This is a genomic window from Neisseria sp. P0006.S004, assembly GCF_051963015.1.
Lineage (GTDB): Bacteria > Pseudomonadota > Gammaproteobacteria > Burkholderiales > Neisseriaceae > Neisseria.
Genome location: NZ_JBQCUS010000007.1, coordinates 53,323 through 78,622, shown reverse-complemented (window position 1 = coordinate 78,622; position 25,300 = coordinate 53,323). Strand labels below are relative to the sequence as shown.

Below are 25,300 nucleotides of genomic sequence, written 5' to 3'. Positions count from 1 at the left end.
ATAAGTTTTAAAAAATAAAAGAGTGTTTCCGAAATGGAAAACTTATGGATTATAGCGGATAAGAGGCCGTCTGAAAAGGGATTTTATACCTTTCCGTCCTGTTTTTCATCCGCCTGTACCGCCTTTTGTCGGGCCGCCTCAAACTCCGCCTGCTCCTGCCGTTTCATCAGGCGGTTGCGGCGGCGGATGATCACGACAAAGACTGTGAACACAGTGGGCAACACCGCCCAAAAAAACAAATAAATCAACGCGCGCGCAATACTCGGCTGCGCGGCGGAAAACATCACGGCAACAAAAAGATAGCCGATGGCGACAATATGCCACATCGTGTGCGTCCTGTTTGAATGTTAACAAAATCGTTATAATCGCAACATTCTACCGCAATCCCGAAAGGCCGTCTGAAAATGAGGAATCCCGAAAAATCGGCATTACGCAAACAGTTCCGCCGCGCACGCGCCCAAATGAGCACAGACGAGCGAAACGCCGCCACCGAAACCATCAACCGCCTGCTCAAGCCCTACATCAAAAAAGGACGGAAAATCGGCGTGTATTGGCCGATGGGCAAGGAATTGCGATTGGACGGCTTTGTCCGTGCCGCACAAAAACGCGGCGCAAAACTCTACCTGCCCTATATCGAACCGAACACGCGGCGGATGTGGTTTACCCCCTACCCTGCCGACGGTGCCAAACAAGAACGCAAACGCGGCCGCGCCAAATTGAGCGTACCCCAATTTACCGGCAAAAAAATCCGCGTCCACCAACTCAGCCTACTGATTGTCCCCATCGTCGGCATCGACAAACGCGGCTACCGCCTCGGACAAGCCGGCGGCTATTACGACGCCACCCTCTCCGCCGTGAAATACCGCCTGCAAACCCAAACCCTGGGCGTAGGCTTCGGCTGCCAACTGACCGACACACTGCCGACCGAACCCCACGACCTGCCGCTGAACGGGTTTGTATCGGAGTCGGGCGTGCTGATGTTCAAACATCATTAATCAATAGCTTTCAGACGACCTCAGAGATGCCGTCCGTTAAGACACTATAAAAGGCCGTCTGAAAACTCAAACCATCAAATACAAAGGAAACCCCCATGACTGATTTCTCATCCACTCCCGTTTTATCCTTCGACCGCGTCCGTCTCGAACCTTTAACAACGGCACACGAAGCCGGTTTGCGCGAAGCAGTTTGCGACGGCGAAGTTTGGAAGCTGAACGTAACCACCGCGCCCGAACCCCACCAAGTAGCTGACTATATCCGCACCGCCATACAAACCCGCCTCGCCTTTGCCGTCATCGACGAAGACACGGGAAAAATTATCGGCTCGACTTCGCTTTACCACATCGACCCCACCATCCCACGCCTCTACATCGGTTTCACATGGTATGCCCTGTCGGCACGGCGCACGCGTATCAATACCGCCTGCAAAATCATGTTGCTCGACTACGTTTTCGACACTTTAAACTGCCGTTGCGTCTGCTGGCAGACCGACAACCTCAACACCGTCTCCCAACGCGCCATCGAACGCTTGGGCGCACACCAAGACGGCATCTTGCGCTGCCACAAGCTGCGGAAAGACGGCAGCGTGCGCGATACGGTTGAATACAGCCTGCTGCGTGAGGAATGGCCACAGGCAAGGGTAAAACTGCTCGAAAAAGCGGCAGCTTATGACGCGTCCTGAAAAAACGTTTTCTTCTTCATTTTTTCATCAGAACACGCCCATCTTGCTGACAATCCGAACTCTTTAAAAAATTAATGAAATAAGGTGCAACACCGTCAATCTCCTGATAAATAAAGGCCGTCTGAAACTTTCAGACGGCCTTTATTCGGATTAAACCTTACTTAGCATCTTTAAATCCGCGTTTCAAATGCACCATCAGCAATGCGACGGCGGCAGGCGTGACGCCGGAGATGCGGCTGGCTTGACCGACGGTTTCGGGTTTGTGCTGGTTGAGCTTTTGCTGCACTTCGGCGGACAAACCTTTAACTTTACTGTAATCGATATCCTCAGGCAGCTTTAAGGTTTCGATGTCGCGGCGGCTGTCGATTTCTTCGTTTTGGCGGTCGATATAGCCTTGGTATTTGACTTGGATTTCGACTTGTTCGACTACGCTGTCGGCAAGTGCGGCTTCAGGTTGGGCGTCGGGCAGGGTCATCAGCGCGGCGTAGTCGAGGTTCGGACGGCGCAGGAGGTCGTGCAGGTTGGCTTCGCGGCTGAGTTTTTGGCCGAATACGCGCAGCTGCTCTTCTTCGGCGAGTTTTTGCGGCGTGTACCACGTTGTTTTCAAACGTTGGATTTCGCGTTCGATGGCTTCGCGTTTTTCGTTGAACATACGCCATTGCTCTTCACCCACCAAGCCGATTTTGTAACCGTCTTCGGTCAGGCGCATATCGGCGTTGTCTTCCCTAAGTTGCAGGCGGTATTCGGCGCGGCTGGTGAACATTCGGTAAGGCTCGTTCACGCCTTTGGTGATGAGGTCGTCCACCAATACACCGAGATAGGCTTGTTCGCGGCGCAGCAGGAGTGGGTCTTGTTCGCGGATGTATTGCACGGCGTTTGCGCCTGCGAGCAGGCCTTGTGCGGCGGCTTCTTCGTAGCCGGTCGTGCCGTTGATTTGTCCGGCGAAAAAGAGGCCTTGGATGGTTTTGGTTTCGAGGCTGGCTTTGAGGTTGCGCGGGTCGAAGTAGTCGTATTCGATGGCGTAGCCTGGGCGCAGGATATGGGCGTTTTCGAGGCCTTTCATGCTGCGCACGAGGGCGATTTGGATGTCGAACGGCAGGCTGGTGGAGATACCGTTGGGGTAGTATTCGTGCGTGGTTAGGCCTTCGGGTTCGAGGAAAATCTGGTGGCTGTCTTTGTCGGCGAAGCGGTTGATTTTGTCTTCAATAGACGGACAATAACGCGGACCTACGCCTTCGATTTTGCCGGTAAACATCGGGCTGCGGTCGAAGCCTGAGCGGATGATGTCGTGGGTTTGCGTGTTGGTATGCGTAATCCAGCAGGACACTTGGCGAGGATGCATATCGGCGCTGCCGCGTACGGACATTACGGGAACGGGTGTGTCGCCGGGCTGTTCGGTCAGTTGGGAGAAGTCAATCGTGCGTCCGTCGATACGCGGTGGCGTGCCGGTTTTCAGACGGCCTTGCGGCAGGTTCAATTCACGCAAACGGCCGCCCAAGGATTTGGCGGCGGGATCACCGGCGCGGCCGCCTTCGTAGTTTTCCAAACCGATGTGGATTTTGCCGGACAAAAACGTGCCGGCGGTCAATACGACGGCGCGTGCTTTAAACTCCACGCCCATCGCGGTAACCACGCCGCTGATGCGTTCTCCATCGAGCGTGACGTCTTCGACGGCTTGTTGGAAAAGGTCGAGGTTTTCTTGGTTTTCCAACATTTCTCGGATGGCGGCTTTATATAGGATACGGTCAGCCTGCGCGCGCGTGGCTCGCACTGCCGCGCCTTTGCTGGCGTTCAAGCGGCGGAACTGGATACCGGATTTGTCGGTTGCCAATGCCATTGCGCCGCCGAGCGCGTCGAGTTCGCGTACGAGGTGGCCTTTGCCGATACCGCCGATGGAAGGGTTGCACGACATTTGGCCGAGGGTTTCGATGTTGTGTGAGAGCAGCAGGGTTTGCGCACCCATGCGTGCGGCGGCAAGCGCGGCTTCGGTACCGGCATGGCCGCCACCGACGACAATCACGTCGTAGGTTTTGGGGTAAATCATGTAAGTCATTTTTATGTGTTCTGTAAAGGTTTCAGACGGCCTTTTGTTGATCAGACCGTCTGAAAAGTGGAATCAAATCTTAAAACCAAGCTTAGAAGGTATAGCCTGTTTCCAATTCGTCATCGCCGACCAATTCGACCAGCAACGCATAAAGCGGCGCCAAATCGTTGTAACGGCGGGATACACGGCGCAAATAGTTCAAGAAGCGCGGGATTTCAGGGCGGTATTTGTCTTTGCCGTCGCGGTAGTACAGGCGGGCAAAAATACCGGCCACTTTCAAATGGCGTTGTACACCCATCCATTCAAACCAGCGGTAGAACTCGTCAAACTCGGCAGGTACAGGTAACTCGGCAGCGCGTGCTTTTTCCCAGTAACGGATGACCAAGTCCAATACAAATTCTTCTTCCCATTCGATAAATGCATCGCGCAGCAGCGACACCAAATCATAGGAAATCGGGCCGTAAAGCGCGTCTTGGAAGTCCAACACGCCCGGGCGGCCTTTTGCCAGCATCAGATTGCGGACGATAAAGTCGCGGTGAACATACACTTTGGGCTGAGCCAACAAGGGCGGCAGCAGCGTATCGACGGTTTGCTGCCACAACTGGCGTTGTTTGAAGGTCAGCTTGCGGCCCAATTCTTTGGCTACAAACCATTCGGGGAACAAGTTAATCTCGCGCAGCATGACTTCGCGGTCGTATTCCGGCAGTTTGCCGGGCTGACTGGCTTTTTGCAGTTCGATCAGTTCGTCGATGGCTTCGAGCAGCAGGGCTTTGTGGGCGGTTTCACTGTTTTCCTGATTCATGGCGGTCAGGAATGTGGTATTGCCCAAATCGTTCAACACCATAAAGCCCAACGCTTCATCCACATGAAGCACTTGCGGCACATTGACCATGTTAAACAGTTTTTGCACTTTCAAATAAGGCGCAACACTCATCTTCTCAGGAGGCGCATCCATACAGATAACGGTCTGTCCGTCTGAAAACGTTGCGCGGAAATAACGGCGGAAGTCGGCATCGGCTGCCGCAAAGCTCAATTCGAACGGCTGGTTCGGGTAAACAGACTCCAGCCAGTTTTGTAATTCGGTTTGTCGTTGCATAGCGGTATCGCAGAATTTCAGGTTACAATAACCGCTATTCTAACTGGCAAACCGATTTAAGGGGCGATTTTGGCTCGTTTATTTTCACTCAAACCCTTGGTACTCGCCTTAATTATGGGCTTTGGCGCAACAGCCGTGCGCGCGGAAGATGCTTCTGTTCCGCAGGCGGAAGACTATACCCCTGCCCACACTGCTGCATCCAAACCGGCAAAAACCAGCCAAAGCGAAGCCGATCCGCTTTCTTTGGGCAGCACTTGCCTGTTTTGCGACCACGAAGATGCCAAGCCGGCCGAAACCGCCGAAATCAAACGCAGCGGCGAGCCTGCCCTGCCTGCCGATTACACCCGCGTCAACGCCGATAAAATAGAAGGTCAGACCCAAGTCGGCGTCCGTGCCGAAGGCGACGTCATTGTCGAGCGCAATGCCGATGTTCTCAACGCCGATTGGGCGCAATACGACCAAGCCACCGACACCGTTACCGCCGGCGACCGCTTTACCCTGTATCAAAACGGTTCGACCGTATCCGGCGACCAATTGGTTTACAACCTCAAAGACCAAACCGGTTCCGGCACCGCCGTGCGCCTCAATACCGAACAAGGCGGCCGCCACCTTCAAAGTGTCAGTGAAAAAGCCGAACTCAAAGGCAAAGGCCTCTACAAACTCATCAATACCAAATTCAACACCTGTTCGCCCGGCGATGCCAGCTGGTATATCCAAGCGCAAAGCATTGAAGCCGATGAATCGACAGGTATCGGCGTGGCCAAACACGCTTCGCTGGTATTCGGCGGCGTCCCCGTCCTCTACACGCCTTGGGCGGACTTTCCCATCAACGGCAACCGCAAAAGCGGCCTGCTCGTTCCGACCATTGCCACGGGTTCAGACGGCCTTGAGCTGAGCCTGCCCTACTACTTCAACCTTGCCCCAAATTTGGATGCCACCATCCGCCCGGGCATCATCAGCAAACGCGGCGTGCAACTGGGCGGCCAAGTCCGTTATCTGCAACCGAATTACAGCGGCGAAGTCGATGGCGACTGGATGCCCAACGACCAAAAAAGCGTCCACAACAACCGCTACCAGTTTAAATGGAAACACCAGCAGCAGCTGAACAGCAAAATCAGCGGCGGCATCGACTACAACCAAGTTTCCGATGACGATTACTACCGCGACTTCTACGGCCGCGAAGACATTGCGCGCAACGTCAACCTTGACCGTCAGGCATGGCTCAATTACAGCGACAAACTGCTAGGCGGCAGCTTCGACGGCTCGTTGCGCGTACAAAAATACCAAACGCTTGCCAACCAAGACGGTTATAAAGACGAGCCTTATGCCATCATGCCCCGCCTGACCGGCCGTTGGCAAAGCCATATCGGCAAGGCGCAACTTAACGTATTAGGCCAATTCACCCGCTTTGACCACGATACCAAGCAAGACGGCAGCCGCGTAGTACTCTACCCGAGCGTCAAATGGGATTTCCACAACCAATGGGGCTACATCCGGCCTAAAGTCGGCGTACATGCCACTTATTACAGCCTCAACAGCTTCAATGGTCAAAGCGGCCGCAATGTCAGCCGCGTCCTGCCGATTATCAACGTCGACAGCGGCCTGACTTTCGAGCGCAGGGCCCAGCTCTTCGGCGGGGAATACCTGCAAACGCTTGAACCGCGCCTGTTTTACAACTACATTCCGACCAAGTCCCAAAACGACCTGCCTAATTTCGACAGCTCTGAAAACAGCTTTAGCTACTCGCAGCTGTTCCGCGAAAACCTGTATTCGGGCAACGACCGCATCAATTCGGCCAACAGCCTGACACTGGCCACACAAAGCCGTATCCTCAACCCCAATACCGGTGCGGAACTCTTCCGTGCAGGTATCGGCCAGAAGTTTTATTTCAAAAAAGACAGCGTCCTGCCTGACGGCAGCGTCAGCCGTTATCCGCGCAGCCAGTCCGACTGGGTAGCCTTTGCACACGGCAACATTACCCCGAGCATCCGCATCGACTTGGACATCCACTACAACCAAAACCAAAGCCGTGCCGAAAGCTACGCCGCAGGGATTGCCTACAACCCCGAACCCGGCAAAGTTTTAAGCGCGCGCTACAAATACGGACGCAACGAGCGCATCTATCTGCAAGCCAACGGCGACTATTTCTACGACAGGCTCAGCCAAATCGACCTTGCCGCCCAATGGCCGTTGAGTAAAAACCTGTACGCCGTTGCCCGTTACAACTACGAAATCGAAGCCAAAAAACCGCTGGAAATGCTCATCGGTGCAGAATACAAAAGCAACTGCGGCTGCTGGAGCGCAAGCTTGGTCGGCCAACGCTATGTTACCGGCGAAAACAGCCACAAAAACGCCGTATTCTTCAACCTCCAACTCAAAGACTTGAGCAATATCGGCAACAACCCATTCGAAAAACTCCGCTTAGCCATCCCCGGTTACAGCAAAACCAACGAGGTAGTCAAACAATGAACTTCAAACCCCTGATTCTCGTCGCCGCACTCACTCTCGCAGTAGGCGCACACGCCGCTCCTAAAGCCAAAGCGACCAAAGCGCGTGCCAATAAAACTCCAGTCGTCAGCGCCACCACCATGCCTGCCGTACAAAGCGGCGTACATCTTTCAGACGGCATTGCCGCGGTTGTCGACAACGAAGTCATTACCCACCGCCAAGTCGCACAAGCCGTAGCGCAAGCGCGTCAAACCATGCCTAAAGGCACGCAAATGGACGCCAACGAGCTGCGCCAACAGGTTTTGGCACAAATGATCAACCAATCCCTGATCCTCCAAGCAGGCAAACGCCGCAACATCCAAGCGACCGATAGCGAAATCGAAGCCGTTATCGCGCACAACCCCAACATCAAAAATCCGTCTGCCGCCGTCCGTCAAGACATCGCCGACAGCATTATTGTTGAAAAAGTGCGCCAACAAGCCATCATGCAAAACAGCCGCGTGAGCGACTCCGAAGTGGCACGCTACATCGAGCAGGCCAAACAACAAGGCGTCACCCTGCCTGAAGCAGACCCTGTGCGCCAATACCATGCCCAACACATCCTCATTAAAGCCGACAACGACAATGCCGCCGTCGGCGCAGAAAGCACCATCCGCAAAATCTACTCGCAAGCCCGCAGCGGCGCAGATTTCGGCGGTTTGGCACGCCAATACTCGCAAGACAGCAGCGCCGGCAATGGCGGCGATTTGGGCTGGTTTGCCGACGGCATGATGGTTGCCCCATTTGAAGAAGCTGTCCACAAACTTAAACCCGGCCAAATCAGCGCCCCTGTCCGCACCCAATTCGGCTGGCACATCATCAAGCTGAACGACGTCCGCGAAGCAGGTACGCCTGAAGAGCGCCAACAAAACGCCGTCCGCCAATACCTGTCCCAACAAAAAGCGCAACAGGCGACCACCAACCTCCTGCGCGAACTGCACAGCAGCTCCTACGTTGACGTACGCTAATCGCGCGTATTGTTAAAAAGGCAGAAATCCGTACAATAAGGCCATCTGAAATCCATTGTTCAGACGGCCTTTTTTCCTTAAGTAACCCATTGATTAAAGCACCCCATCATGCCCATCCGCCCCAACTGGCAAGCCGCCACCCTGCTGCAAGCCGAAGAAACCGCCCTTACTTCTGCCCACACCGGCCGCACCTACCGCATTCAAGCCGCGGCACTCGGCGAGCGTCCGACAAGCGGCTATCCCGTGCTGTATATTCTTGACGGGGATGCCTTTTTCCCCGCCATCCTCAATATGGCGCAATCCCTGCTCATCAACCCCATCACCAAAAGCCATGCCGCCTGTCTGATTGTCGGCATCGGCTACACCGGCGGCACCATCCGCGACTTAAGCCAACGCGCCCTCGACTACACGCCGCCGCTGCCCGACAACGCGCCCGAATCCGAACGCAAACAATACGGCCAAGCCGACCGCTTCAGCCGCTTTATCGACGACGAACTCTCCGCCCTGCTCAACAGCAAATACCGCATCGATACCCAAAACCAAGCCGTCTTCGGCCATTCGTTCGGCGCCTTGTACGGCCTCTATTCCCTGTTCACCTGCCCCGAACGATTCCGCTATTATTTGCTGGTTTCGCCGTCTATCTGGTGGCAAGACCGCCGTGTACTCGATTGGTTGCCCGGCACATTGCCGCAAGGAATCGGCATCCGCCTCGGTGCAGGCGAACATGAAGGCAGAAACAACCGCCCCGACCAAACCAGCCGTGGCATGGTTGCACAAGCCAAAATCCTTGCCGGCACTTTGCACCACCTCGGCGCGGATGTCCGCTTCACCCTCTACCCCAACGCCAATCACGGCAACGCCCCGTTTTACGCCCTGACCGACTGCATCGAATATTTGCGTAGCGCATGGCAGCGTTAAAACAGGTTTGCCAAACATTGAGGCCGTCTGAAACGCAAACACCAAAGCGTCTTGAACCTATTGGATCAGTTTTAAACCCTCTAAAGTCTAATCAAAAAAGGCCGTCTGAAATCTATTGTTCAGACGGCCTTTGATATACGGTTTGCCAATCAGCCATTACCCCTGCTTTTTCCATTCCAAAGCCAAATCATACAGCGCCTTTTTATTCTCACCGGTAATCTTGGCGGCAAGCTCGGCTGCTTGTTTGGTCGGCAACTCGGCCGCAAGGATTTTCATGGTATTTTGCGCCGCCTCGGGCAAATCGCTGTGCTTCTCTTTTACCGCAGGGTGCAACACCAGCACCATCTCGCCACGCGTTTGGTTGCTGTCGTTTTTAAGGGCGGCTTGGATTTCGGCAACCGTGCCGCTGAGGAAAGTTTCAAATGTTTTGGTGATTTCGCGCGCCAAAGTCAAACGGCGATCGGGGAACTGTGCAGCCATATCCGCAAGACTTGCTTCGATACGGTGCGGCGTTTCAAACATCACAATCGGAAAATCGGATTCCGCCCATTTGGCCAGCAGCTTTTGGCGTTCGCCGGCCTTAGGCGGCAGAAAACCATTGAAGTAAAAATCGGATTCCGTCACCCCGGCCACGCTCAACGCCCCCATGACCGCACTTGCGCCAACCACAGGCACCACTTTAAATCCGGCCTCGCGCACGCGGGCGGCAAGTTTCGCACCAGGATCGCAAACCGCAGGCGTACCCGCATCCGAAACTTGGGCGACGCTCAGGCCATCTGAAAGATGGGCGATGATTTTATCGGCCATTTGCTGCTCGTTGTGTTCGCGCACGCTCACGAGTTTACCCTGAATACCGTACGCACTCAAAAGCTGGGCGGTAACACGGGTGTCCTCGGCGCAGATCATGTCGGCCTTTTGCAGAACGGCCAGCGCGCGCAGCGTTATGTCGGCTAAATTGCCGATGGGTGTGGCGACAACGTATAATGTCTGTTTTTCGATGCTGTCGACGGCTTTTTGCAGGTGTTTTGTGTACATAGATTCAAGGCCGTCTGAAACGGCGTCTCTTTAAAAACAATGATTATATAACGGGTAAACTTTTCATGCGCTTAAACCACAAACAGGGGGCGGCGGCCGAAGATGCGGCGCTGGCATTCCTGCTGGGCAAAGGCTACTCGCTGCTGGCGCGGAACTGGCATTGCGCCTACGGCGAAATCGATTTAATCGTCAAAAACGGCAGTACGATTGTGTTTGTTGAAGTAAAATACCGCAAAAACCGAGGTTTCGGTGGTGCCGCATACAGCATCTCGCAGTCCAAATTATTGAAATTGCAACGAAGTGTAGAGTATTATCTGCAAAAGCACGGGTTAAACCATGCGCCCTGCCGCCTGGACGCGGTATTGATTGAGGGCGACGGCCCGCCCGAATGGATTCAAAATATTACAGGTTAACCTCATGACAACATTACAAGAACGCGTTTCCGCACATTTTGCCGAGAGCATCCGCTCCAAGCAAGAAGCCGAAAAAGTACTGGTCGAGCCGACCGCACAGGCCGCCGAGCTGATGCTGCAATGCCTGATGAACGACGGCAAAATCCTGGCTTGCGGCAACGGCGGTTCGGCTGCCGACGCGCAACACTTCGCCGCAGAAATGACCGGCCGTTTTGAAAAAGAACGCATGGAATTGGCCGCTGTCGCGCTGACGACAGACACTTCCGCCCTGACCGCCATCGGCAACGACTACGGTTTCGACCATGTATTCAGCAAACAAGTGCGCGCGCTCGGACGTGCAGGCGACGTATTGGTCGGCATCTCCACCTCCGGCAATTCCGCCAACGTCATCGAAGCCATCAAAGCGGCACACGAGCGCGATATGCACGTCATCGCCATGACCGGCCGCGACGGCGGAAAAATCGCCGCCATGCTCAAAGATACCGACGTTTTGCTCAACGTCCCTTATCCGCGCACTGCCCGCATTCAGGAAAACCATATTTTGCTGATTCACGCCATGTGCGACTGCATCGACTCCGTCCTGCTCGAAGGCATGTAACCCTTTCTTTTCAGACGGCCCATCCCTTAAAGGCCGTCTGAACGCCCAACCGTCCATACCCAAGGAAAAGGATATGAAGAATATCAAACGCTACGCCCTCCCCGTTCTGACCGCGACCCTCTTGAGCCTGAGTCTGAGCGGCTGCGTCGGCGCACTGATCGGCGGTGCTGCCGTCGGCACCAAATCCGCCGTCGACCGCCGCACCACAGGCGCGCAAACCGACGACAACGTTATGGCCTTGCGCGTCGAAACCACCGCACGCTCCTACCTGCGCCAAAACAACCAAGTCCAAGGCTACAAGCCCAAACTGAACGTTGTCGGCTACAACCGCCACCTGCTCCTGCTCGGCCAAGTGGCTACCGAAGGCGAAAAACAATTTGTTGAACGCATTGCCCGTTCCGAACAAGCCGCAGAAGGCGTGTACAACTACATCACTGTTGCCTCACAAGCGCGTTCGCTCGGTGATGTGACCAACGATACTTGGGGTACATCCAAAGTCCGCGCCACCCTGTTGGGCCTCAGCCCGGCCACCCAAGCACGCGTCAAAATCGTAACTTACGGCAACGTGACCTATGTGATGGGCATCCTCACGCCTGACGAACAAGCCCGCGTGACCCAAAAAGTCAGCACGACCGTCGGCGTACAAAAAGTCGTGACCCTCTATCAAAACTACGTTGCCAACTGATTCACAGGCAACCCGGGGCCGTCTGAACATTCAGACGGCCATTCCTCCAACGATTACCCGCCCCATCATGTCCAAGAATAATAAACCCCCTTTCCAACTTAAGCCCAAACACCTAATCCGCGCTTTATTCCTTGTCAGCTTTATCGCCGTCGCCGCCCTTGTCGCCGGCGTATTCAGCACCCTAAACTCCGGTAAAACCGACGTACCCGAAAAAAGCCCTGCCGAACAAACCGACACACGCATTGAAGTTTGGCGCCCCAACGGCACTGTCGAACCTGAAACCGTTCAGCCTACCAAAGACGGCGACGCAAAAACCGCCTCCGGCAATCCTGTCGTCCCACAAAACGAAAAAAGCGACAACGCCGAAGAAGGTGCAAAAAACGACCGTCCTGCCGCACACCGCGGCAAACGCACAGAAAACAAACGCGCCGAAGCCGACAAATCAGAAAACACACAATCCGACAACAGCAGTTCTGCCGCTCCAAACAAACCGAAAGCAGACAGCCAGCCGGTAGAAAACAAAGCCGCAAGCAATAAACCTACCGCACAAGCAGTAGAAAACAAACCGGAAAAAGCCAAAGCCCCCGAGTCCAAACCGACTCCGAAAGCCGAGCCCGAGGCCAAACCACAAGCCAAACCGCGCAATAAAGACAATCTCGACAACCTGTTTTAAACAGACGGCACACCCGTCCCGTTCAGACGGCCTCCATACTGTCTGAAACAAGAAGGAAACCTCATGGACAAAGTCATCATCAAAACCCCCGAAGAAATCGAAAAAATGCGCGAACTCGGCCGCTTGGTCGCCGAAGCCCTCGATTACATCGGCCAATTCGTCAAACCCGGCGTAACCACCAACGAAATCGACAAACTCGTTTACGACTACCACGTCAACGTTCAAGGCGGTTATCCGGCCCCACTCAACTACGGCAACCCGCCTTACCCGAAATCCTGCTGCACCTCCGTCAACCACGTCATCTGCCACGGCATTCCCGACGACAAGCCGCTGAAAGAAGGCGACATCGTCAACATCGACCTGACCATTAAAAAAGACGGCTTCCACGGCGATTCCAGCCGTATGTTTACCGTCGGCAAAGTCTCCCCGATTGCCCAACGCCTGATCGACGTGACCCACGCCTCCATGATGGCGGGTATCGAAGCGGTCAAACCCGGCGCCACTCTCGGCGACGTCGGCTATGCCTGCCAACAGGTTGCCGAAAATGCCGGCTACTCCGTTGTACAGGAATTCTGCGGACACGGCATCGGCCGCGGCTTCCACGAAGCGCCGCAAGTAGTCCACTACGGCCGCAAAGGTGAGGGCCTCGTCCTCAAACCGGGCATGATTTTCACCATCGAGCCGATGATCAACCAAGGCAAACGCCATCTGCGCATCCTGAACGATGGTTGGACAGTGGTCACCAAAGACCGCTCCCTCTCCGCCCAATGGGAACACGAAGTCTTGGTTACCGAGACCGGCTACGAAATCCTTACCATCAGCCCAGCCAGCGGTAAGCCTTAATCTTGAAAAACTCTTCAGGCCGTCTGAAAATACAAATTCAGACGGCCTGAAATTTATTCGCATTCTCAACCTAGAAAACCGAATAAAAACTCGAAATTAAGTTTTTATCTAAATTGAATTGTTTAATTATGTAAAAATTTGCTTATGCCATATTTAAGATAAACGCATAATTTAATGATTTATATAATGAAAATTTACCGAAATAATGAATTAAGAAATATTTACACAAATTATGGCAGACAGCGGAAAACTTCTTTCGAATATACTGTCTAATTATCTAGATCAGTCATTTGCAATACGCCCACATATCACCCCAAAAGCCTACAGGAAAAGGGATGCCGGCATTCTTGCAGACCCATTTTTATGCCTAGAGGCATGCAACAAATACCACAATAAGGAAGATTCATGAAATCGTTCGAAAAAATTGAAAACATCCGCGATATCCGTAAAAAACTCGGCCTAAACCAAATGGACTTCTGGAGCCGCATTGGTGTGACTCAATCCGGTGGTTCCCGTTACGAATCCGGCCGCAACATGCCTAAACCTGTACGCGAATTGCTGCGTTTGGTACACATTGAGCGCGTAGATTTGGCTAAAGTTAACCGTGACGACTTGGCCGTCGCGTCCCTGCTGAAAAACCGCGACCCTGAGTTGTACGCTTCTCTGAAAAAAGAAGCCAAAGCCGACAAAGGCAAATAATCAAGCCATTCAAAAGGCCGTCTGAAATTCGTTTTCAGACGGCCTTTTTACTTTCTACACTCTAAGGACATGTCGGCATACATGCCCTTTTTTATTTACGGCTGATACTGTTTGAAATAGTCCAACACCGTTTGCGGCAGCCATTGCAGATTCAGACGGCCTTGATCGCGGCTGACAAAGCCGACATGACCGCCGTATGCCGGTTGCAGCAGCGTAACAGCTGAGGACACGTCCCGCCCGGTCGGCAGGGCTTCCGGCGGCAGGAAAGGGTCATTGACGGCATTGAGCAACAGCAACGGCGTATCCACGCCTTTCAGAAACGGTTTGCAGGAATTGCGGCGGTAGTAATCGTGGCGGTCGGCAAAACCGTGTAGCGGCGCGGTAAAGCGGTCGTCAAAATCGCCAAGCGTTTTGCAGTTTTGCTGGCTTAAGGCCGTCTGAAACCGGGGAATCGCCTGGGCTTTCGGCAACAGCGAATTTAAAAAATAGCGAGTGTAAATCAAGCGCGTCATGCCCTGATCAAAACGCGTACCGGCCGCCACGGCATCGACCGGCGCGGAAACGACGGCAGAAGCACGCGGAACGGCATTGCTGCCCTGCTCGCCCAAATATTTGGCCAAGGCATTGCCCCCCAAAGAAACGCCGACGGCGTAGATGGTTGAATAGCGTTGTGCCAGCGTGTTGAGCATAAAGGCGATTTCGGGCGTATCGCCGAGGTGGTAAAACACGGGCGCGGTGTTTTCTATGCCGCCGCAACTGCGGAAATGGGCAACCACGCCGTTCCAACCGCGCTGCTGTACGGCTTTCATCAACTCAACCGCGTAATGGCTCTCGCTGCTGCCTTCCAGTCCGTGGAACAAAACCACCAACGGCGCATCAGGATCGGTGCTGTCGACAAAATCGTAGGCAACTTGGGTTTTGCCGGTACTGTCGGGCAGAAGCTCGCGACGGTAGTCGGGCGCCTTGCCTTGCAGCAGCTTGGCAAACAGGGTGTCGGCATGGCCGTTTCTGAGCCAATAAGGCGTGTTGGGTGAACGTGTATTCATGATTTATTTCTTCTATTTTTCAGACGGCCTGAAGATGAGCATATACACCAGCAAGGCAGTCAGCGTGCCGTTTGTCCAGCCTGCCCAAACGTCGGTGGGATAATGCACGCCCAAATAAATGCGTGAAAACCCGGTCAACAGGGCAAAGGAAATACCGCCTATCCAAGCGGCGCGGCGGTAGCGCGTGCGGCGGCAAAGCAATATCAGCATGACGGCAATAGCGGCGGAAAACGTACTGTGGCCGCTGGGGAAAGAAAAATTGCTCTCTTCAATCAGACGCGGCCAAAGCAGCGGACGTTCGCGGGCAAACCATACCTTCACAATCAGCATGTTCAAAGTCGGCACCAATGCCTCCAACACGCAAAACAGTGCCTCGCGCTTCTTATCGGCAAAATACAGGGCGGCGGCGACTGCGCCGATCAGCGGCACGGCAATCGCGGTTTTGCCCAGATAGTGCAACACGGTGGCAATCGGATCAAACCATGTGCCTGCGTGAGCATGGACGGCGTGCATCAGCGGCGGCTCAAAAGCGAAGCCGCCATATTGCGCCAGCCAAATGCCGATGATGAGGGTCGGCGGTAAAAACAGCAAAGAAGCGAAAGCCAGTGCGCGTCTGGATTGGGCTGGGGATAAGTGCATTATTCCACCGTTTCTTTCAAAGTCGCGCCAATCGCCTGCAAACCCTGCAACGCATCTTCCCACGCCGCATCCAGCAAGCGGCAGGCCTCGCCTTCCGCCTTGATGCCGAACTCGATATGCGGCGGAGTGTAACGGCCGTCTGAATCGGTACGGCCCACGGTGGGCAGGCTGTACGAACGGACACCGGCGTAGGTACGCTCAAGATGTTCCATAATCGGCGTAATGCGCGATTCGGGTTGGTCGAACACATACACGCTGCGGCTGCCGCGTTCGGTTTGGTTGAAGCGGTCGGCGTAATAAGTTTCCAATACCCATTCGGCCATCGGGTGCGCCATCACAGGGAAACCGGGAAAGAAATAATGCTCGCGGATGGAAAATCCGGCGATGTTGTTAAACGGATTGGGCACCAATTCCGCGCCTTCGGGAAAATCTGCCATTTTCAGGCGTTGGGCGTGTTCCGGCGAATCGAGCGGCTCGCCGCGTTTTTGGGTCACACCTTCGATAAACTTGGCGGCTTCAGGATGGCGGACGACAGGTAAATCCAAAGCAGCCGCGGCGGCTTGGCGCGTATGGTCGTCAGGCGTAGAACCGATGCCTCCGGTAACGAAAGTCGGCAGGCCGTCTGAAAAACTGCGGCACAGTTGTTTGACCAGCAAATCGGGTTCGTCAGGCAGGTATTGCACCTGATTGAGCTTCAGCCCGTGCGATTCCAATAAAGATTTAAAAAAGGCGAAATGCTTGTCTTGACGGCTGCCGTGCAGGATTTCGTCGCCGATGATAATGAGGTTAAAAGCGTTCATGATGAGGTTTCTTTAATACGGCCCTCCGAACATTCAGACGGCCTAATTGCTGACAATGTATTCCATTTATAAGATAATGGTTTCAACTTTTCAAGTCTGGAGGAATCCCAATGAGCCAAAACCATACCATTTTACAAAATCTCCCCGTCGGTCAAAAAGTCGGCATCGCCTTCTCCGGCGGTCTTGATACCTCTGCCGCACTGCTGTGGATGAAACTCAAAGGCGCACTGCCTTACGCCTACACCGCCAACCTCGGCCAACCTGACGAAGACGATTACAACGCCATTCCTAAAAAAGCGATGGAATACGGCGCAGAAAATGCCCGCCTGATTGACTGCCGCGCGCAGTTGGCACACGAGGGCATCGCCGCCATCCAATGCGGCGCGTTCCACGTTTCCACCGGCGGCATCGCCTACTTCAACACCACGCCTCTGGGCCGCGCCGTGACCGGCACCATGCTCGTTTCCGCCATGAAAGAAGACGATGTGAATATCTGGGGCGACGGCAGCACTTATAAAGGCAACGACATCGAGCGTTTCTACCGCTACGGCCTGTTGACCAACCCGGCGCTGAAAATCTACAAACCCTGGCTCGACCAACAATTTATCGACGAACTCGGCGGCCGTCACGAAATGAGCGAATTTCTGATTGCCAACGGCTTCAACTACAAAATGTCGGTTGAAAAAGCCTACTCTACCGACTCCAACATGCTGGGTGCCACCCACGAAGCCAAAGACTTGGAATTCCTCAACAGCGGCATCAAAATCGTTAAGCCCATCATGGGCGTTGCCTTCTGGGACGAAAGCGTCGAAGTCAAACCCGAAGAAGTCAGCGTACGCTTTGAAGAAGGCGTGCCGGTTGCATTAAACGGCAAAGAATACGCCGACCCTGTCGAACTCTTCCTCGAAGCCAACCGCATCGGCGGCCGTCACGGCTTGGGCATGAGCGACCAAATCGAAAACCGCATTATCGAAGCCAAATCGCGCGGCATCTACGAAGCCCCAGGCATGGCGTTGTTCCACATCGCCTACGAACGTTTGGTGACCGGCATCCACAACGAAGATACCATCGAACAATACCGCATCAACGGCCTGCGCCTCGGCCGCCTGCTCTACCAAGGCCGCTGGTTTGACAGCCAAGCCCTCATGTTGCGCGAAACCGCCCAACGCTGGGTCGCCAAAGCCATTACCGGCGAAGTTACCCTTGAACTGCGTCGCGGCAACGACTACTCGATTCTGAACACTGAATCACCCAACCTGACCTACCAACCGGAACGCCTGAGTATGGAAAAAGTCGAAGACGCAGCGTTCACACCGCTCGACCGCATCGGCCAACTGACCATGCGCAACCTCGACATCACCGACACCCGCTCCAAACTGGGTATTTACTCGCAAAGTGGTTTGTTGGCATTGGGCGAAGGTTCCGTATTGCCGCAGTTAAACAATAAAGAGTAGAATCGTGGGGGCCTTTAAGGCCCCCTTATTTTTCAAAGGAATAAAATGAAAGAATATAAAGCAGTCATTTATCAAGAGAACCTGCTTTCCAGTTTGGTTTTCGGCAGCGCCAAAATCAATCCAGTCAAATTCAGCGATTTCCTCAACAGCCACGCTTCACAAGGCTGGAAGGTCGTTACCATGGAAAAAGACCAACGCCGCATGCTGCTGTTTTTCGTGCGTGAAGCCTACGTCGTCATTTTGGAAAAAGAACGTGTTTAAACTCGGCGTCTATGCCTGTCTCGGATTGTTTGTCAGCTGGGTGTTGCTCTTGATTTTGCAACTTTGGTTTTCCTTCGTCGATGCCGATTTGTTTCTCAAAATCACCCTGACCATGGCAGGTCTTTTCATTATCATTTTGGCCAGCTTACTGGTCATCAGCCAGTATTTTTCCGAAAAAAAAAATGAAGGACGACGGATTTATCAACTGATACTACTTCGGGAAGCGCCATGTATGCTTTATCCGAAACCTTGACGCAACATCCTTGTTTAATAGACGAGGCCGTCTGAAATTTAAGTTTCAGACGGCCTGATTACCCTTCCCAAATTTATCAAATACCATGAAATTCTTTTCTCACTTTTATCTTGAAAATCATATGTATTTCCACGACTACTTGAAATATATCCTGATTTTCGCCGCCCTCGTCATCCTCCTGCTCGCCGTATCGCAATACCTGCGCCACCGCATGGACACCAAATACCGCGACCTGAGCATTATTGCGCTGTTGTTGCTCATTCTCATCTGCGGCACGCAATATCTTTCATACAGCGAGCGTCAAAACTTTGCCGCCGATACTTCGCGCATGGTGGGTTTTCTCAATGCCTTGATTGAAAACCAAAAAGTTGAAAAACAAGACATCATCGTCAACAGCACGCGCCTGTTCAACGGCATGATTATCGGCATCAAAAACCAATACTACGAAGTCCATTTCAATCAAGACTTCTCCGCCTACACGCTGACACCCATCAATTTGGTCAACAACAATATCGAACTCATCGATAAAGAATAACAGGATACACACACATGGAAGCATACTCCCTGCTCGCCCTCAAACTACTGATGGGTATTTTAGGTTTGATTTTGCAAATCAACCTCTTAGGTAAAGGCAACCTCGCGCCGACCTCCGCCATGGACCAAGTGCAAAACTATGTACTCGGCGGCATCATCGGTGGCGTGATTTACAGCGACAGCGTCGGCCTGTTGCAATTTTTCCTCGTGCTGATTTTGTGGACGCTGTTGGTCTTGAGCCTGAAATTCATCAAAAACCACAACCGCTGGGTCAAATCCATCATTGACGGCAAATCCGTCTGGGTTATCGTCAACGGCAAAATCCAAACCGATGAATGCATGAAAAACGGCATCAGCGCACACGACCTCATGTTCAAACTCCGCGCCGCCGGCATCTACGAAATCTCTGCCGTCAAACGTGCCGTGATGGAACAAAACGGCCAGCTCGCCGTCATTAAGTACGGCGACGAAAGCCTGCGCTATCCACTGATTACAGACGGCCAAGTTGACCCCGACATCCTCGAAATCATTAAGCGTGATGAAGAATGGCTGCAACAGGAACTTGACCGCCTCCACCTTGAAGCCTCGCAAGTCTATATCGGCGAATACATAGATGGAAAATTGGTGGCACACCGTTATCCTTCTTGATTTGAAAATAGCAGGCCGTCTGAAACCTTAATTTCAGACGGCCTTTTTATATCCGGTTCAAACACTGATTTTTTAATCGCGATATTCAAACGTTGTGCCCAAAAATTGAGCCAGCGCAGAGACGTGGGAATGTCGGGGATCTTTGACGGCGGTCAGCAGCAGGATATTGCCGTGTTGCCGCTCCAAATCCAGCAGCCGCTTGATGGCGGCCTGCTCGGCATCGCCTTGCAGCTCTTCATGATAACGGCTGACAAAACCGTCAAAATTCTCAGCCGGATTTTCGTGATACCAGCGACGCAGGTTTGCACTGGGCGTAATGTCTTTCAGCCAAAGTGCAGTGGCAAAAACCTCTTTGCGGACGCCGCGCGGATAGAGGCGGTCGATAAAGACGGCGGTCTGTTCGGGATTCGGCTGATAAGCATAAATGCGTTGTACGGTAAACATTTTTTCTCGTCTCCAATGGATTCAGGCCGTCTGAAAATTCAGACGGCCTGATGTTTTTTAGGTTTAGAACAATTTTTTGACTTCGGCTTTAATATCTTCGGCTCTCATAAAGGTTTCGCCGATCAGGAAAGTATGCACGCCGTGGCCGCGCATGAAATCGACGTCTTCTTTGTTGCGGATGCCGCTTTCGGTTACAACGGTTTTACCGCTCAACTCAGGCAAGAGGTCGAGGGTTTGTTGCAGGGTCACTTCAAACGTACGCAGGTTGCGGTTGTTGACACCCCACAGCGGCGTGGTCATGTTGCGGCATTTTTCCAGCTCGGATGCATCGTGCAATTCCAACAAGACAGTCATGCCCAATTCGTGGGCAACGGCTTCAAAACGCTCAAGCTGCTCGGCTTCCAGTGCAGCAGCAATCAGAAGAACCGCATCCGCACCCCACGCGCGCGCCTGATAGATTTGGTATTCGTCGATGATGAAATCTTTACGCAAGACCGGCAGTGCCACGGCCGCACGCGCCTGTTTCAAATACTCGGGCGAGCCTTGGAAATAAGGTTCGTCCGTCAACACGGACAAACAGGCCGCACCCGCTTTTTCATAGGCAACGGCGATTTCGGCAGGATGAAAATCAGGACGGATCAGGCCTTTGCTCGGGCTGGCTTTTTTGACTTCGGCAATAATGGCGGGCAGGTTTTGTGCGTGTTTTGCACGGATCGAGCCGATAAAGCTGCGAACCGGCGCAGCAGCCTGCGCTTGGGCTTTGATGTCTTCCAAGGAAACGGCGGCTTTTTGGGCGGCCACTTCTTCTGTTTTGGTGGCAAGGATTTTGTTGAGAATATCGGTCATGGCGTTTTTCTATTGGGGCTGATTTTCGGGTTTGAATCGTGCAACATGCTGCCGCAGATTAGATTTCAGACGGCCTGAATGCCGCTATTTTAATGGTTTGAAAAAAGGCGGGCAAGAATGCCCGCCTTTGTGTCTGCTTCAATTTAGTGATGAATGCCCAAAACGGACGCGTTGTGGCTGATGATTTCGTCCGCCAAAGACGGATTGTCGTTCAGCTTGATACCGTAGCCGGGCACCAATTCTTTCAGACGGCCTGACCATGATTCGGCATGATCTGGGAAGCATTGGTTGATCAGCTTAATCATCAAAGGTACGGCGGTTGATGCACCTGGGGACGCGCCCAGCAATGCGGCCAGCGAGCCGTCGGCATGGGCGACGATTTCGGTACCGAATTGGAGTACACCGCCTTTTTTCGGGTCTTTTTTGATGATTTGCACACGCTGACCGGCGGTAATCAGTTCCCAATCGTCAGGATTGGCTTCCGGATAATACTCTAAGAGCGAAGTGAAGCGTTCTTCTTTGGTTTTACGCAATTCGCCCAAGAGGTATTTGGTCAGCGGCATATTAGCCCAACCGGCGCGGAGCATAGGATAGAGGTTGTCCATGTGGATGGACATCGGCAGATCCATGAGCGAGCCTTGTTTGAGGAAGTTGGGGCGGAAGCCTGCATACGGGCCGAACATCAAATGGCGTTGGCCGTCCACGTTGCGGGTATCCAAATGCGGAACGGACATAGGGGGCGCGCCGACGGAGGCTTGGCCATACACTTTGGCGTTGTGTTGCGCGGCCGTTTCGGGATTGCTGTTGCGGAAGAAGAGGCCGGAAACCGGAAAGCCGCCGTAGCCTTTGCCTTCGGGGATACCGGATTTTTGCAGCAGGGTCAGTGCGCCGCCGCCTGCGCCGAGGAAGACGAAACGGGTGCGGAGTGTCAACGGGTCGTCATCGTCTTTGGTGCTGCTGGTTTTCAGCACCCATGCGCCGTCCGATTCGCGGTTGAGGTCGTCGACATGACGGTTAAATTTGATTTTTACGCCTTTGTCGCTCAAGTATTTAACCATCTGGCGGGTCAGGCTGCCGAAATCGACATCTGTGCCTTCGGCGGAGTAGTTGGCGGCGATGGATTGGTTTTCATCACGGCCGTTGACAACCAGCGGTGCCCATTCGGCAATTTTGGCGCGGTCGGTAGAAAACTCCATTTTTTCAAAGAGTTTTTGGTTTTTGAACACGTCGAAACGTTTTTGCAGATAACTGCAATGATCGGCGTTCATCACCAGCGACATATGGGGAACGGAATTGATGAAAGTGCGGTCGGTCAGTTTGCCTTCTTCGACCAAAGTCGCCCAAAATTGGCGGCTGATATGGAATTGTTCGGCAATATTGAGGGCGCGGGTCGGATCGATCGTGCCGTCGGCAGTCAGGGGCGCATAGTTCAATTCACACAGCGCAGAGTGTCCCGTACCGGCATTGTTCCATGCATTTGATGATTCCAACGCTACATCTTCCAAGCGTTCGATCAGGGTGATTTCCCAAGATGGTTCGAGTTCTTTGAGCAATACGCCCAAAGTGGCGCTCATAATGCCGCCGCCTACTAATACGACATCGGTTGCTTCAGCCATGGTTTTACTCCTACTAAAGTCAGGCATGGTTTGCCTTGTGGTTATCTATCATTATAAACAACTGATTTCAGAGGAATTGCTTTGTTTTTGTAGTGTGTGAAACTTTTGTTGCCTGCTGAGTTTCCGAGCGTAAATGGCGGAAGGCAGTTTCGGTTTGGGTTCCAGATTTCAGGTCTTTATAATATGTTATTGAGAATTTAGTAGATTTTACGGAGAAATGCAAAGATTTTCTGTTCGGTTCATATAAAAATAAGAGATTAGGCCGTCTGAAAACGTTTTCTTAACCTTTATCCGCCAACGTTTGCCAAGAAAAAAGAATTTTTCATTTCTTTTTTAATTGACCGTTTTTGTCAGCAATTTCAGCGCTAACAAACGTGAATCAACCGCCAATCTGCTATCATTTCAACTTATTTTCCCAAGGCAAACCGCCATGTATCTGACACAAGAAAAGCCCTACCGCCCCCTATTGGTCGCACTGATGTTCCTCACCCTGCCGCTGGCGATGATATTGCACAATATCGTGCAAATCGCCTTTTCAGACGGCCAAGGCCTGCTGATAACGGTCAAAGACGGCGCGTGGGCATGGCAAAGCGGTTGGCAGGACTCCGTCGCATGGTTTGTCTGCGGCATGTTTGCCTTCCTCAACCTGCCGATTGCCGGCGGACTGACCAAGCTGGCGTATAAAAAAATGATGCGACGGCATTCGCGTTACGCCATATTCCTTGCCGGGGTCGCAGCGTGTGCCTCGGCGGCGGCAGGTTTGATTTTTGAAGCCATCTTAGGCAATGCCGCATTGGCCGGTATGCGTGGGCAAGGCGTGTTCTACTACACCCTCTCCGTATGGATCATCGCCATGCTGACCCTGCCCAAACAGCTCACGCGCGCGCCGGAGCAGCCTATCGTCTTTCACAAAATGAAACGTTGATTCAACAGGCGCAAACATTTTCAGACGGCATGCTTTCCGTTACCATTACATCCAACGCGTTTTAACCAATAAGGAATAACAAATGAATCAGGCGCAACAGCTCCGCGACGGCATACAGGCACTGGATTTGGACATCGACGACGCCAAACAAGCCAAACTGCTAGACTATGCCGCCCTGCTGCAAAAGTGGAACAAAACCTACAACCTGACCGCCCTGCGCGATCCCGCCCAAACCGTCAGCCATCACTTGCTCGACAGCCTGACCCTCTTGCCCTATATCGAACACGCCCAAACCATGCTCGACGTCGGCTCCGGCGGTGGACAGCCCGGCATACCCACCGCCATCTGCCGCCCCGACCTTGACATCACCCTCCTCGATGCCAACACCAAAAAAACCGCCTTTTTACAACAAGCCGTGATCGAACTCGGCCTAAAAAACGTCCGCGTCATCAGCGGCCGCGTAGAAGCCGCCGCCAACTGCCGCGCCGACGTCATCACCAGCCGCGCCTTTGCCGAACTCGCCGACTTCGTCAACTGGACCGAGCACCTCCTCAAAGACGGCGGCTACTGGGCGGCCATGAAAGGCGTATATCCGCAAGAAGAAATCGACAAACTGCCCGAAAGCGTCGCCGTCGAAAAAGTCGAAGCATTGCACGTCCCCCAACTCAATGCCGAACGCCATATCGTCATCATCCGCAAAAAGGCCGTCTGAAAACAACCCAAGCATACCGAATAACGGTACAATCCAGCCATCCACACTTAACACGACAGCAAAGCACATGAGCGCACAAATCCTCGCCGTCGCCAACCAAAAAGGCGGAGTCGGCAAAACCACCACCACCGTCAACCTAGCCGCCTCCCTAGCCTCCAAAGGCCGCCGCGTCCTCGTCGTCGACCTCGACCCCCAAGGCAACGCCACCACAGGCAGCGGCATCAACAAAGCCACCATCGAAAACGGCGTTTACCAAGTCGTCCTCGGCGAAACTGACATCCCCAACGCCGTCGTACGCAGCAAAGAAGGCGGCTACGACGTATTGGGCGCCAACCGCACACTGGCCGGCGCAGAAGTCGAACTCGTCCAAGAAATCGCACGCGAAATCCGCCTCAAAAACGCCCTGCAGCTCGTTGCCGACGACTACGACTACGTCCTCATCGACTGTCCCCCGTCCCTGACCCTGCTCACCCTCAACGGCTTAGTCGCCGCCAACGGCGTCATCGTCCCCATGCTTTGCGAATACTACGCCCTCGAAGGCATTTCCGACTTAGTGGCCACCGTCCGCAAAATCCGCCAAGCCATCAACCCCGACCTAGACGTAACCGGCATCGTCCGCACCATGTACGACAGTCGCAGCCGCCTCGTCGTCGAAGTCAGCGAACAGCTCAAACAACACTTCGGCAACCTACTCTTCGACACCGTCATCCCCCGCAACATCCGCCTCGCCGAAGCCCCCAGCCACGGCCTCCCCGCCCTCGCCTACGACGCCCACGCCAAAGGCACCCAAGCTTATCTGGACTTAGCTGATGAACTGATTGCACGGTTGGAAAAATAAACAGAAATATGAATATAAAAAGGCCGTCTGAAAGTTGGGAAATACTTTCAGACGGCCTTTGGTTTGATTGGGAAAACATTTTTTTAAAAGACCGCGTGCGTACCGCACACACGCAGTTGGACATTAGGATACGACTTACTATACAGG

General features: G+C 53.4%; 28 protein-coding genes and 1 pseudogene. 19 read left to right on the top strand and 10 right to left on the bottom strand.

Going from position 1 to position 25,300, the window contains the following annotated elements; genetic code table 11:
- Positions 1 to 83 precede the first annotated feature (83 nt).
- Positions 84 to 326 (bottom strand): hypothetical protein, encoded by a 243-nt coding sequence (locus ACTHR2_RS09545; protein ID WP_440375667.1) that lies wholly within the window; start codon positions 324 to 326, stop codon positions 84 to 86.
- 78 nt (positions 327 to 404) lie between these two features.
- Here ACTHR2_RS09545 and ACTHR2_RS09540 point away from each other — a divergent pair, with 78 nt between their 5' ends.
- Together ACTHR2_RS09540 and ACTHR2_RS09535 are read left to right on the top strand one after the other, a co-directional pair.
- Positions 405 to 995 carry a 5-formyltetrahydrofolate cyclo-ligase gene (locus tag ACTHR2_RS09540; protein WP_440375666.1) on the top strand — a complete coding sequence of 197 codons (591 nt, stop codon included), beginning with the start codon at positions 405 to 407 and terminating at the stop codon, positions 993 to 995.
- Between the two features lie 95 nt (positions 996 to 1,090).
- Positions 1,091 to 1,678 (top strand): GNAT family N-acetyltransferase, encoded by a 588-nt coding sequence (locus tag ACTHR2_RS09535; RefSeq protein ID WP_440375665.1) that lies wholly within the window; start codon positions 1,091 to 1,093, stop codon positions 1,676 to 1,678.
- 157 nt (positions 1,679 to 1,835) lie between these two features.
- Here the strand turns inward: ACTHR2_RS09535 and mnmG are convergent, their stop codons facing one another.
- Positions 1,836 to 3,731 (bottom strand): tRNA uridine-5-carboxymethylaminomethyl(34) synthesis enzyme MnmG, encoded by a 1,896-nt coding sequence (gene mnmG, locus ACTHR2_RS09530; protein ID WP_440375664.1) that lies wholly within the window; start codon positions 3,729 to 3,731, stop codon positions 1,836 to 1,838.
- Positions 3,732 to 3,813: 82 nt separating this feature from the next.
- The gene (amgK, locus tag ACTHR2_RS09525; RefSeq protein ID WP_440375663.1) at positions 3,814 to 4,818 is read right to left on the bottom strand and encodes an N-acetylmuramate/N-acetylglucosamine kinase AmgK; all 1,005 of its coding nucleotides are present in this window, start codon (positions 4,816 to 4,818) and stop codon (positions 3,814 to 3,816) included.
- A gap of 69 nt (positions 4,819 to 4,887) precedes the next feature.
- On the opposite strand from amgK, the gene ACTHR2_RS09520 reads away from it, so the two are divergent.
- The 3 genes from ACTHR2_RS09520 to ACTHR2_RS09510 all read left to right on the top strand — a co-directional run bounded on the left by ACTHR2_RS09520 (position 4,888) and on the right by ACTHR2_RS09510 (position 9,191).
- Positions 4,888 to 7,287, top strand: a complete 2,400-nt coding sequence (locus ACTHR2_RS09520; protein WP_440375662.1) for an LPS-assembly protein LptD — start codon at positions 4,888 to 4,890, stop codon at positions 7,285 to 7,287.
- Positions 7,284 to 8,273, top strand: a complete 990-nt coding sequence (locus ACTHR2_RS09515) for a peptidylprolyl isomerase (protein ID WP_254321163.1) — start codon at positions 7,284 to 7,286, stop codon at positions 8,271 to 8,273. The genes ACTHR2_RS09520 and ACTHR2_RS09515 overlap by 4 nt, the downstream gene beginning before the upstream one ends.
- A 108-nt stretch (positions 8,274 to 8,381) precedes the next feature.
- Positions 8,382 to 9,191, top strand: a complete 810-nt coding sequence (locus ACTHR2_RS09510) for an alpha/beta hydrolase (RefSeq protein ID WP_263338745.1) — start codon at positions 8,382 to 8,384, stop codon at positions 9,189 to 9,191.
- 156 nt (positions 9,192 to 9,347) lie between these two features.
- Here the strand turns inward: ACTHR2_RS09510 and rsmI are convergent, their stop codons facing one another.
- Positions 9,348 to 10,226 (bottom strand): 16S rRNA (cytidine(1402)-2'-O)-methyltransferase, encoded by an 879-nt coding sequence (gene rsmI / locus ACTHR2_RS09505; RefSeq protein ID WP_128581356.1) that lies wholly within the window; start codon positions 10,224 to 10,226, stop codon positions 9,348 to 9,350.
- Between the two features lie 65 nt (positions 10,227 to 10,291).
- On the opposite strand from rsmI, the gene ACTHR2_RS09500 reads away from it, so the two are divergent.
- The 6 genes from ACTHR2_RS09500 (at position 10,292) to ACTHR2_RS09475 (ending at position 14,137) form a co-directional block, all read left to right on the top strand.
- On the top strand, positions 10,292 to 10,639 hold the full coding sequence (locus ACTHR2_RS09500) for a YraN family protein (protein ID WP_128581357.1): 348 nt from the start codon (positions 10,292 to 10,294) through the stop codon (positions 10,637 to 10,639).
- A 4-nt stretch (positions 10,640 to 10,643) separates the two neighbouring features.
- Positions 10,644 to 11,237, top strand: coding sequence for a phosphoheptose isomerase (locus ACTHR2_RS09495; RefSeq protein WP_107724192.1), 594 nt, complete (start codon positions 10,644 to 10,646; stop codon positions 11,235 to 11,237).
- 73 nt (positions 11,238 to 11,310) lie between these two features.
- Positions 11,311 to 11,922, top strand: a complete 612-nt coding sequence (locus ACTHR2_RS09490) for a BON domain-containing protein (RefSeq protein ID WP_039862284.1) — start codon at positions 11,311 to 11,313, stop codon at positions 11,920 to 11,922.
- Between the two features lie 67 nt (positions 11,923 to 11,989).
- Positions 11,990 to 12,595, top strand: coding sequence for a hypothetical protein (locus ACTHR2_RS09485; protein ID WP_263338757.1), 606 nt, complete (start codon positions 11,990 to 11,992; stop codon positions 12,593 to 12,595).
- A gap of 42 nt (positions 12,596 to 12,637) precedes the next feature.
- Positions 12,638 to 13,438, top strand: a complete 801-nt coding sequence (gene map / locus ACTHR2_RS09480; RefSeq protein ID WP_223168821.1) for a type I methionyl aminopeptidase — start codon at positions 12,638 to 12,640, stop codon at positions 13,436 to 13,438.
- A gap of 405 nt (positions 13,439 to 13,843) precedes the next feature.
- Positions 13,844 to 14,137 carry a helix-turn-helix domain-containing protein gene (locus tag ACTHR2_RS09475; protein ID WP_003684039.1) on the top strand — a complete coding sequence of 98 codons (294 nt, stop codon included), beginning with the start codon at positions 13,844 to 13,846 and terminating at the stop codon, positions 14,135 to 14,137.
- A gap of 95 nt (positions 14,138 to 14,232) precedes the next feature.
- Here ACTHR2_RS09475 and ACTHR2_RS09470 read toward each other — a convergent pair whose 3' ends face one another.
- Genes ACTHR2_RS09470 through ACTHR2_RS09460 form a run of 3 tightly spaced genes read right to left on the bottom strand, consistent with a single transcriptional unit; the run spans position 14,233 to position 16,622 of the window.
- Positions 14,233 to 15,183 (bottom strand): YheT family hydrolase, encoded by a 951-nt coding sequence (locus tag ACTHR2_RS09470; RefSeq protein ID WP_440375661.1) that lies wholly within the window; start codon positions 15,181 to 15,183, stop codon positions 14,233 to 14,235.
- A gap of 12 nt (positions 15,184 to 15,195) precedes the next feature.
- A complete protein-coding gene (locus ACTHR2_RS09465) occupies positions 15,196 to 15,822 on the bottom strand; it encodes a phosphatase PAP2 family protein (RefSeq protein ID WP_440375660.1) in 627 nt (208 codons plus the stop codon).
- A complete protein-coding gene (locus ACTHR2_RS09460) occupies positions 15,822 to 16,622 on the bottom strand; it encodes a competence/damage-inducible protein A (protein WP_440375659.1) in 801 nt (266 codons plus the stop codon). The genes ACTHR2_RS09465 and ACTHR2_RS09460 overlap by 1 nt, the downstream gene beginning before the upstream one ends.
- A gap of 110 nt (positions 16,623 to 16,732) precedes the next feature.
- On the opposite strand from ACTHR2_RS09460, the gene argG reads away from it, so the two are divergent.
- The 5 genes and pseudogenes from argG (at position 16,733) to ACTHR2_RS09435 (ending at position 19,772) form a co-directional block, all read left to right on the top strand.
- Complete coding sequence (gene argG, locus ACTHR2_RS09455) at positions 16,733 to 18,076, top strand: argininosuccinate synthase (RefSeq protein ID WP_440375658.1); 1,344 nt, start codon at positions 16,733 to 16,735, stop codon at positions 18,074 to 18,076.
- 45 nt (positions 18,077 to 18,121) lie between these two features.
- A complete protein-coding gene (locus ACTHR2_RS09450) occupies positions 18,122 to 18,337 on the top strand; it encodes a DUF4177 domain-containing protein (protein ID WP_003749376.1) in 216 nt (71 codons plus the stop codon).
- Positions 18,330 to 18,546 (top strand): annotated as a pseudogene (locus ACTHR2_RS09445) (hypothetical protein). The gene ACTHR2_RS09450 and the pseudogene ACTHR2_RS09445 overlap by 8 nt, the downstream one beginning before the upstream one ends.
- 129 nt (positions 18,547 to 18,675) lie before the next feature.
- Positions 18,676 to 19,125: a DUF3290 domain-containing protein gene (locus ACTHR2_RS09440; RefSeq protein WP_049336847.1), complete on the top strand. Its 450-nt coding sequence runs from the start codon at positions 18,676 to 18,678 to the stop codon at positions 19,123 to 19,125.
- Positions 19,126 to 19,139: 14 nt separating this feature from the next.
- On the top strand, positions 19,140 to 19,772 hold the full coding sequence (locus ACTHR2_RS09435) for a DUF421 domain-containing protein (protein WP_049336846.1): 633 nt from the start codon (positions 19,140 to 19,142) through the stop codon (positions 19,770 to 19,772).
- 72 nt (positions 19,773 to 19,844) lie between these two features.
- On the opposite strand, the gene ACTHR2_RS09430 is transcribed toward ACTHR2_RS09435, so the two are convergent.
- The 3 genes from ACTHR2_RS09430 to ACTHR2_RS09420 form a co-directional block, all read right to left on the bottom strand.
- Complete coding sequence (locus ACTHR2_RS09430; RefSeq protein ID WP_440375657.1) at positions 19,845 to 20,216, bottom strand: DUF488 domain-containing protein; 372 nt, start codon at positions 20,214 to 20,216, stop codon at positions 19,845 to 19,847.
- Between the two features lie 63 nt (positions 20,217 to 20,279).
- Entirely contained in the window at positions 20,280 to 21,062 is a 783-nt protein-coding gene (trpC, locus tag ACTHR2_RS09425) for an indole-3-glycerol phosphate synthase TrpC (protein ID WP_440375656.1), read from the bottom strand.
- Between the two features lie 143 nt (positions 21,063 to 21,205).
- A complete protein-coding gene (locus tag ACTHR2_RS09420; protein WP_049329291.1) occupies positions 21,206 to 22,678 on the bottom strand; it encodes a malate:quinone oxidoreductase in 1,473 nt (490 codons plus the stop codon).
- Between the two features lie 430 nt (positions 22,679 to 23,108).
- Here ACTHR2_RS09420 and ACTHR2_RS09415 point away from each other — a divergent pair, with 430 nt between their 5' ends.
- From ACTHR2_RS09415 to ACTHR2_RS09405, 3 genes are all read left to right on the top strand, one after another.
- Positions 23,109 to 23,603, top strand: a complete 495-nt coding sequence (locus tag ACTHR2_RS09415) for a hypothetical protein (protein WP_070712209.1) — start codon at positions 23,109 to 23,111, stop codon at positions 23,601 to 23,603.
- Between the two features lie 82 nt (positions 23,604 to 23,685).
- Positions 23,686 to 24,315, top strand: coding sequence for a 16S rRNA (guanine(527)-N(7))-methyltransferase RsmG (gene rsmG, locus ACTHR2_RS09410; RefSeq protein WP_263338802.1), 630 nt, complete (start codon positions 23,686 to 23,688; stop codon positions 24,313 to 24,315).
- 67 nt (positions 24,316 to 24,382) lie between these two features.
- Positions 24,383 to 25,153, top strand: coding sequence for a ParA family protein (locus ACTHR2_RS09405; protein WP_049336841.1), 771 nt, complete (start codon positions 24,383 to 24,385; stop codon positions 25,151 to 25,153).
- Positions 25,154 to 25,300 lie beyond the last annotated feature (147 nt).

What these genes read in the sequence shown, in the direction of transcription:
- ACTHR2_RS09515 (WP_254321163.1), top strand. Translation starts at nt 7,284, where the DNA reads ATGAACTTCAAACCCCTGATTCTCGTCGCCGCACTCACTCTCGCAGTA.
- ACTHR2_RS09540 (WP_440375666.1), top strand. Translation starts at nt 405, where the DNA reads ATGAGGAATCCCGAAAAATCGGCATTACGCAAACAGTTCCGCCGCGCA.
- ACTHR2_RS09490 (WP_039862284.1), top strand. Translation starts at nt 11,311, where the DNA reads ATGAAGAATATCAAACGCTACGCCCTCCCCGTTCTGACCGCGACCCTC.
- ACTHR2_RS09460 (WP_440375659.1), bottom strand. Translation starts at nt 16,622, where the DNA reads ATGAACGCTTTTAACCTCATTATCATCGGCGACGAAATCCTGCACGGC.
- ACTHR2_RS09535 (WP_440375665.1), top strand. Translation starts at nt 1,091, where the DNA reads ATGACTGATTTCTCATCCACTCCCGTTTTATCCTTCGACCGCGTCCGT.
- ACTHR2_RS09405 (WP_049336841.1), top strand. Translation starts at nt 24,383, where the DNA reads ATGAGCGCACAAATCCTCGCCGTCGCCAACCAAAAAGGCGGAGTCGGC.
- trpC (WP_440375656.1), bottom strand. Translation starts at nt 21,062, where the DNA reads ATGACCGATATTCTCAACAAAATCCTTGCCACCAAAACAGAAGAAGTG.
- argG (WP_440375658.1), top strand. Translation starts at nt 16,733, where the DNA reads ATGAGCCAAAACCATACCATTTTACAAAATCTCCCCGTCGGTCAAAAA.
- ACTHR2_RS09500 (WP_128581357.1), top strand. Translation starts at nt 10,292, where the DNA reads ATGCGCTTAAACCACAAACAGGGGGCGGCGGCCGAAGATGCGGCGCTG.
- ACTHR2_RS09485 (WP_263338757.1), top strand. Translation starts at nt 11,990, where the DNA reads ATGTCCAAGAATAATAAACCCCCTTTCCAACTTAAGCCCAAACACCTA.
- ACTHR2_RS09475 (WP_003684039.1), top strand. Translation starts at nt 13,844, where the DNA reads ATGAAATCGTTCGAAAAAATTGAAAACATCCGCGATATCCGTAAAAAA.
- rsmI (WP_128581356.1), bottom strand. Translation starts at nt 10,226, where the DNA reads ATGTACACAAAACACCTGCAAAAAGCCGTCGACAGCATCGAAAAACAG.
- ACTHR2_RS09470 (WP_440375661.1), bottom strand. Translation starts at nt 15,183, where the DNA reads ATGAATACACGTTCACCCAACACGCCTTATTGGCTCAGAAACGGCCAT.
- ACTHR2_RS09465 (WP_440375660.1), bottom strand. Translation starts at nt 15,822, where the DNA reads ATGCACTTATCCCCAGCCCAATCCAGACGCGCACTGGCTTTCGCTTCT.
- ACTHR2_RS09545 (WP_440375667.1), bottom strand. Translation starts at nt 326, where the DNA reads ATGTGGCATATTGTCGCCATCGGCTATCTTTTTGTTGCCGTGATGTTT.
- ACTHR2_RS09415 (WP_070712209.1), top strand. Translation starts at nt 23,109, where the DNA reads ATGTATCTGACACAAGAAAAGCCCTACCGCCCCCTATTGGTCGCACTG.
- amgK (WP_440375663.1), bottom strand. Translation starts at nt 4,818, where the DNA reads ATGCAACGACAAACCGAATTACAAAACTGGCTGGAGTCTGTTTACCCG.
- ACTHR2_RS09420 (WP_049329291.1), bottom strand. Translation starts at nt 22,678, where the DNA reads ATGGCTGAAGCAACCGATGTCGTATTAGTAGGCGGCGGCATTATGAGC.
- ACTHR2_RS09430 (WP_440375657.1), bottom strand. Translation starts at nt 20,216, where the DNA reads ATGTTTACCGTACAACGCATTTATGCTTATCAGCCGAATCCCGAACAG.
- ACTHR2_RS09510 (WP_263338745.1), top strand. Translation starts at nt 8,382, where the DNA reads ATGCCCATCCGCCCCAACTGGCAAGCCGCCACCCTGCTGCAAGCCGAA.
- rsmG (WP_263338802.1), top strand. Translation starts at nt 23,686, where the DNA reads ATGAATCAGGCGCAACAGCTCCGCGACGGCATACAGGCACTGGATTTG.
- ACTHR2_RS09435 (WP_049336846.1), top strand. Translation starts at nt 19,140, where the DNA reads ATGGAAGCATACTCCCTGCTCGCCCTCAAACTACTGATGGGTATTTTA.
- mnmG (WP_440375664.1), bottom strand. Translation starts at nt 3,731, where the DNA reads ATGACTTACATGATTTACCCCAAAACCTACGACGTGATTGTCGTCGGT.
- ACTHR2_RS09495 (WP_107724192.1), top strand. Translation starts at nt 10,644, where the DNA reads ATGACAACATTACAAGAACGCGTTTCCGCACATTTTGCCGAGAGCATC.
- ACTHR2_RS09440 (WP_049336847.1), top strand. Translation starts at nt 18,676, where the DNA reads ATGAAATTCTTTTCTCACTTTTATCTTGAAAATCATATGTATTTCCAC.
- ACTHR2_RS09450 (WP_003749376.1), top strand. Translation starts at nt 18,122, where the DNA reads ATGAAAGAATATAAAGCAGTCATTTATCAAGAGAACCTGCTTTCCAGT.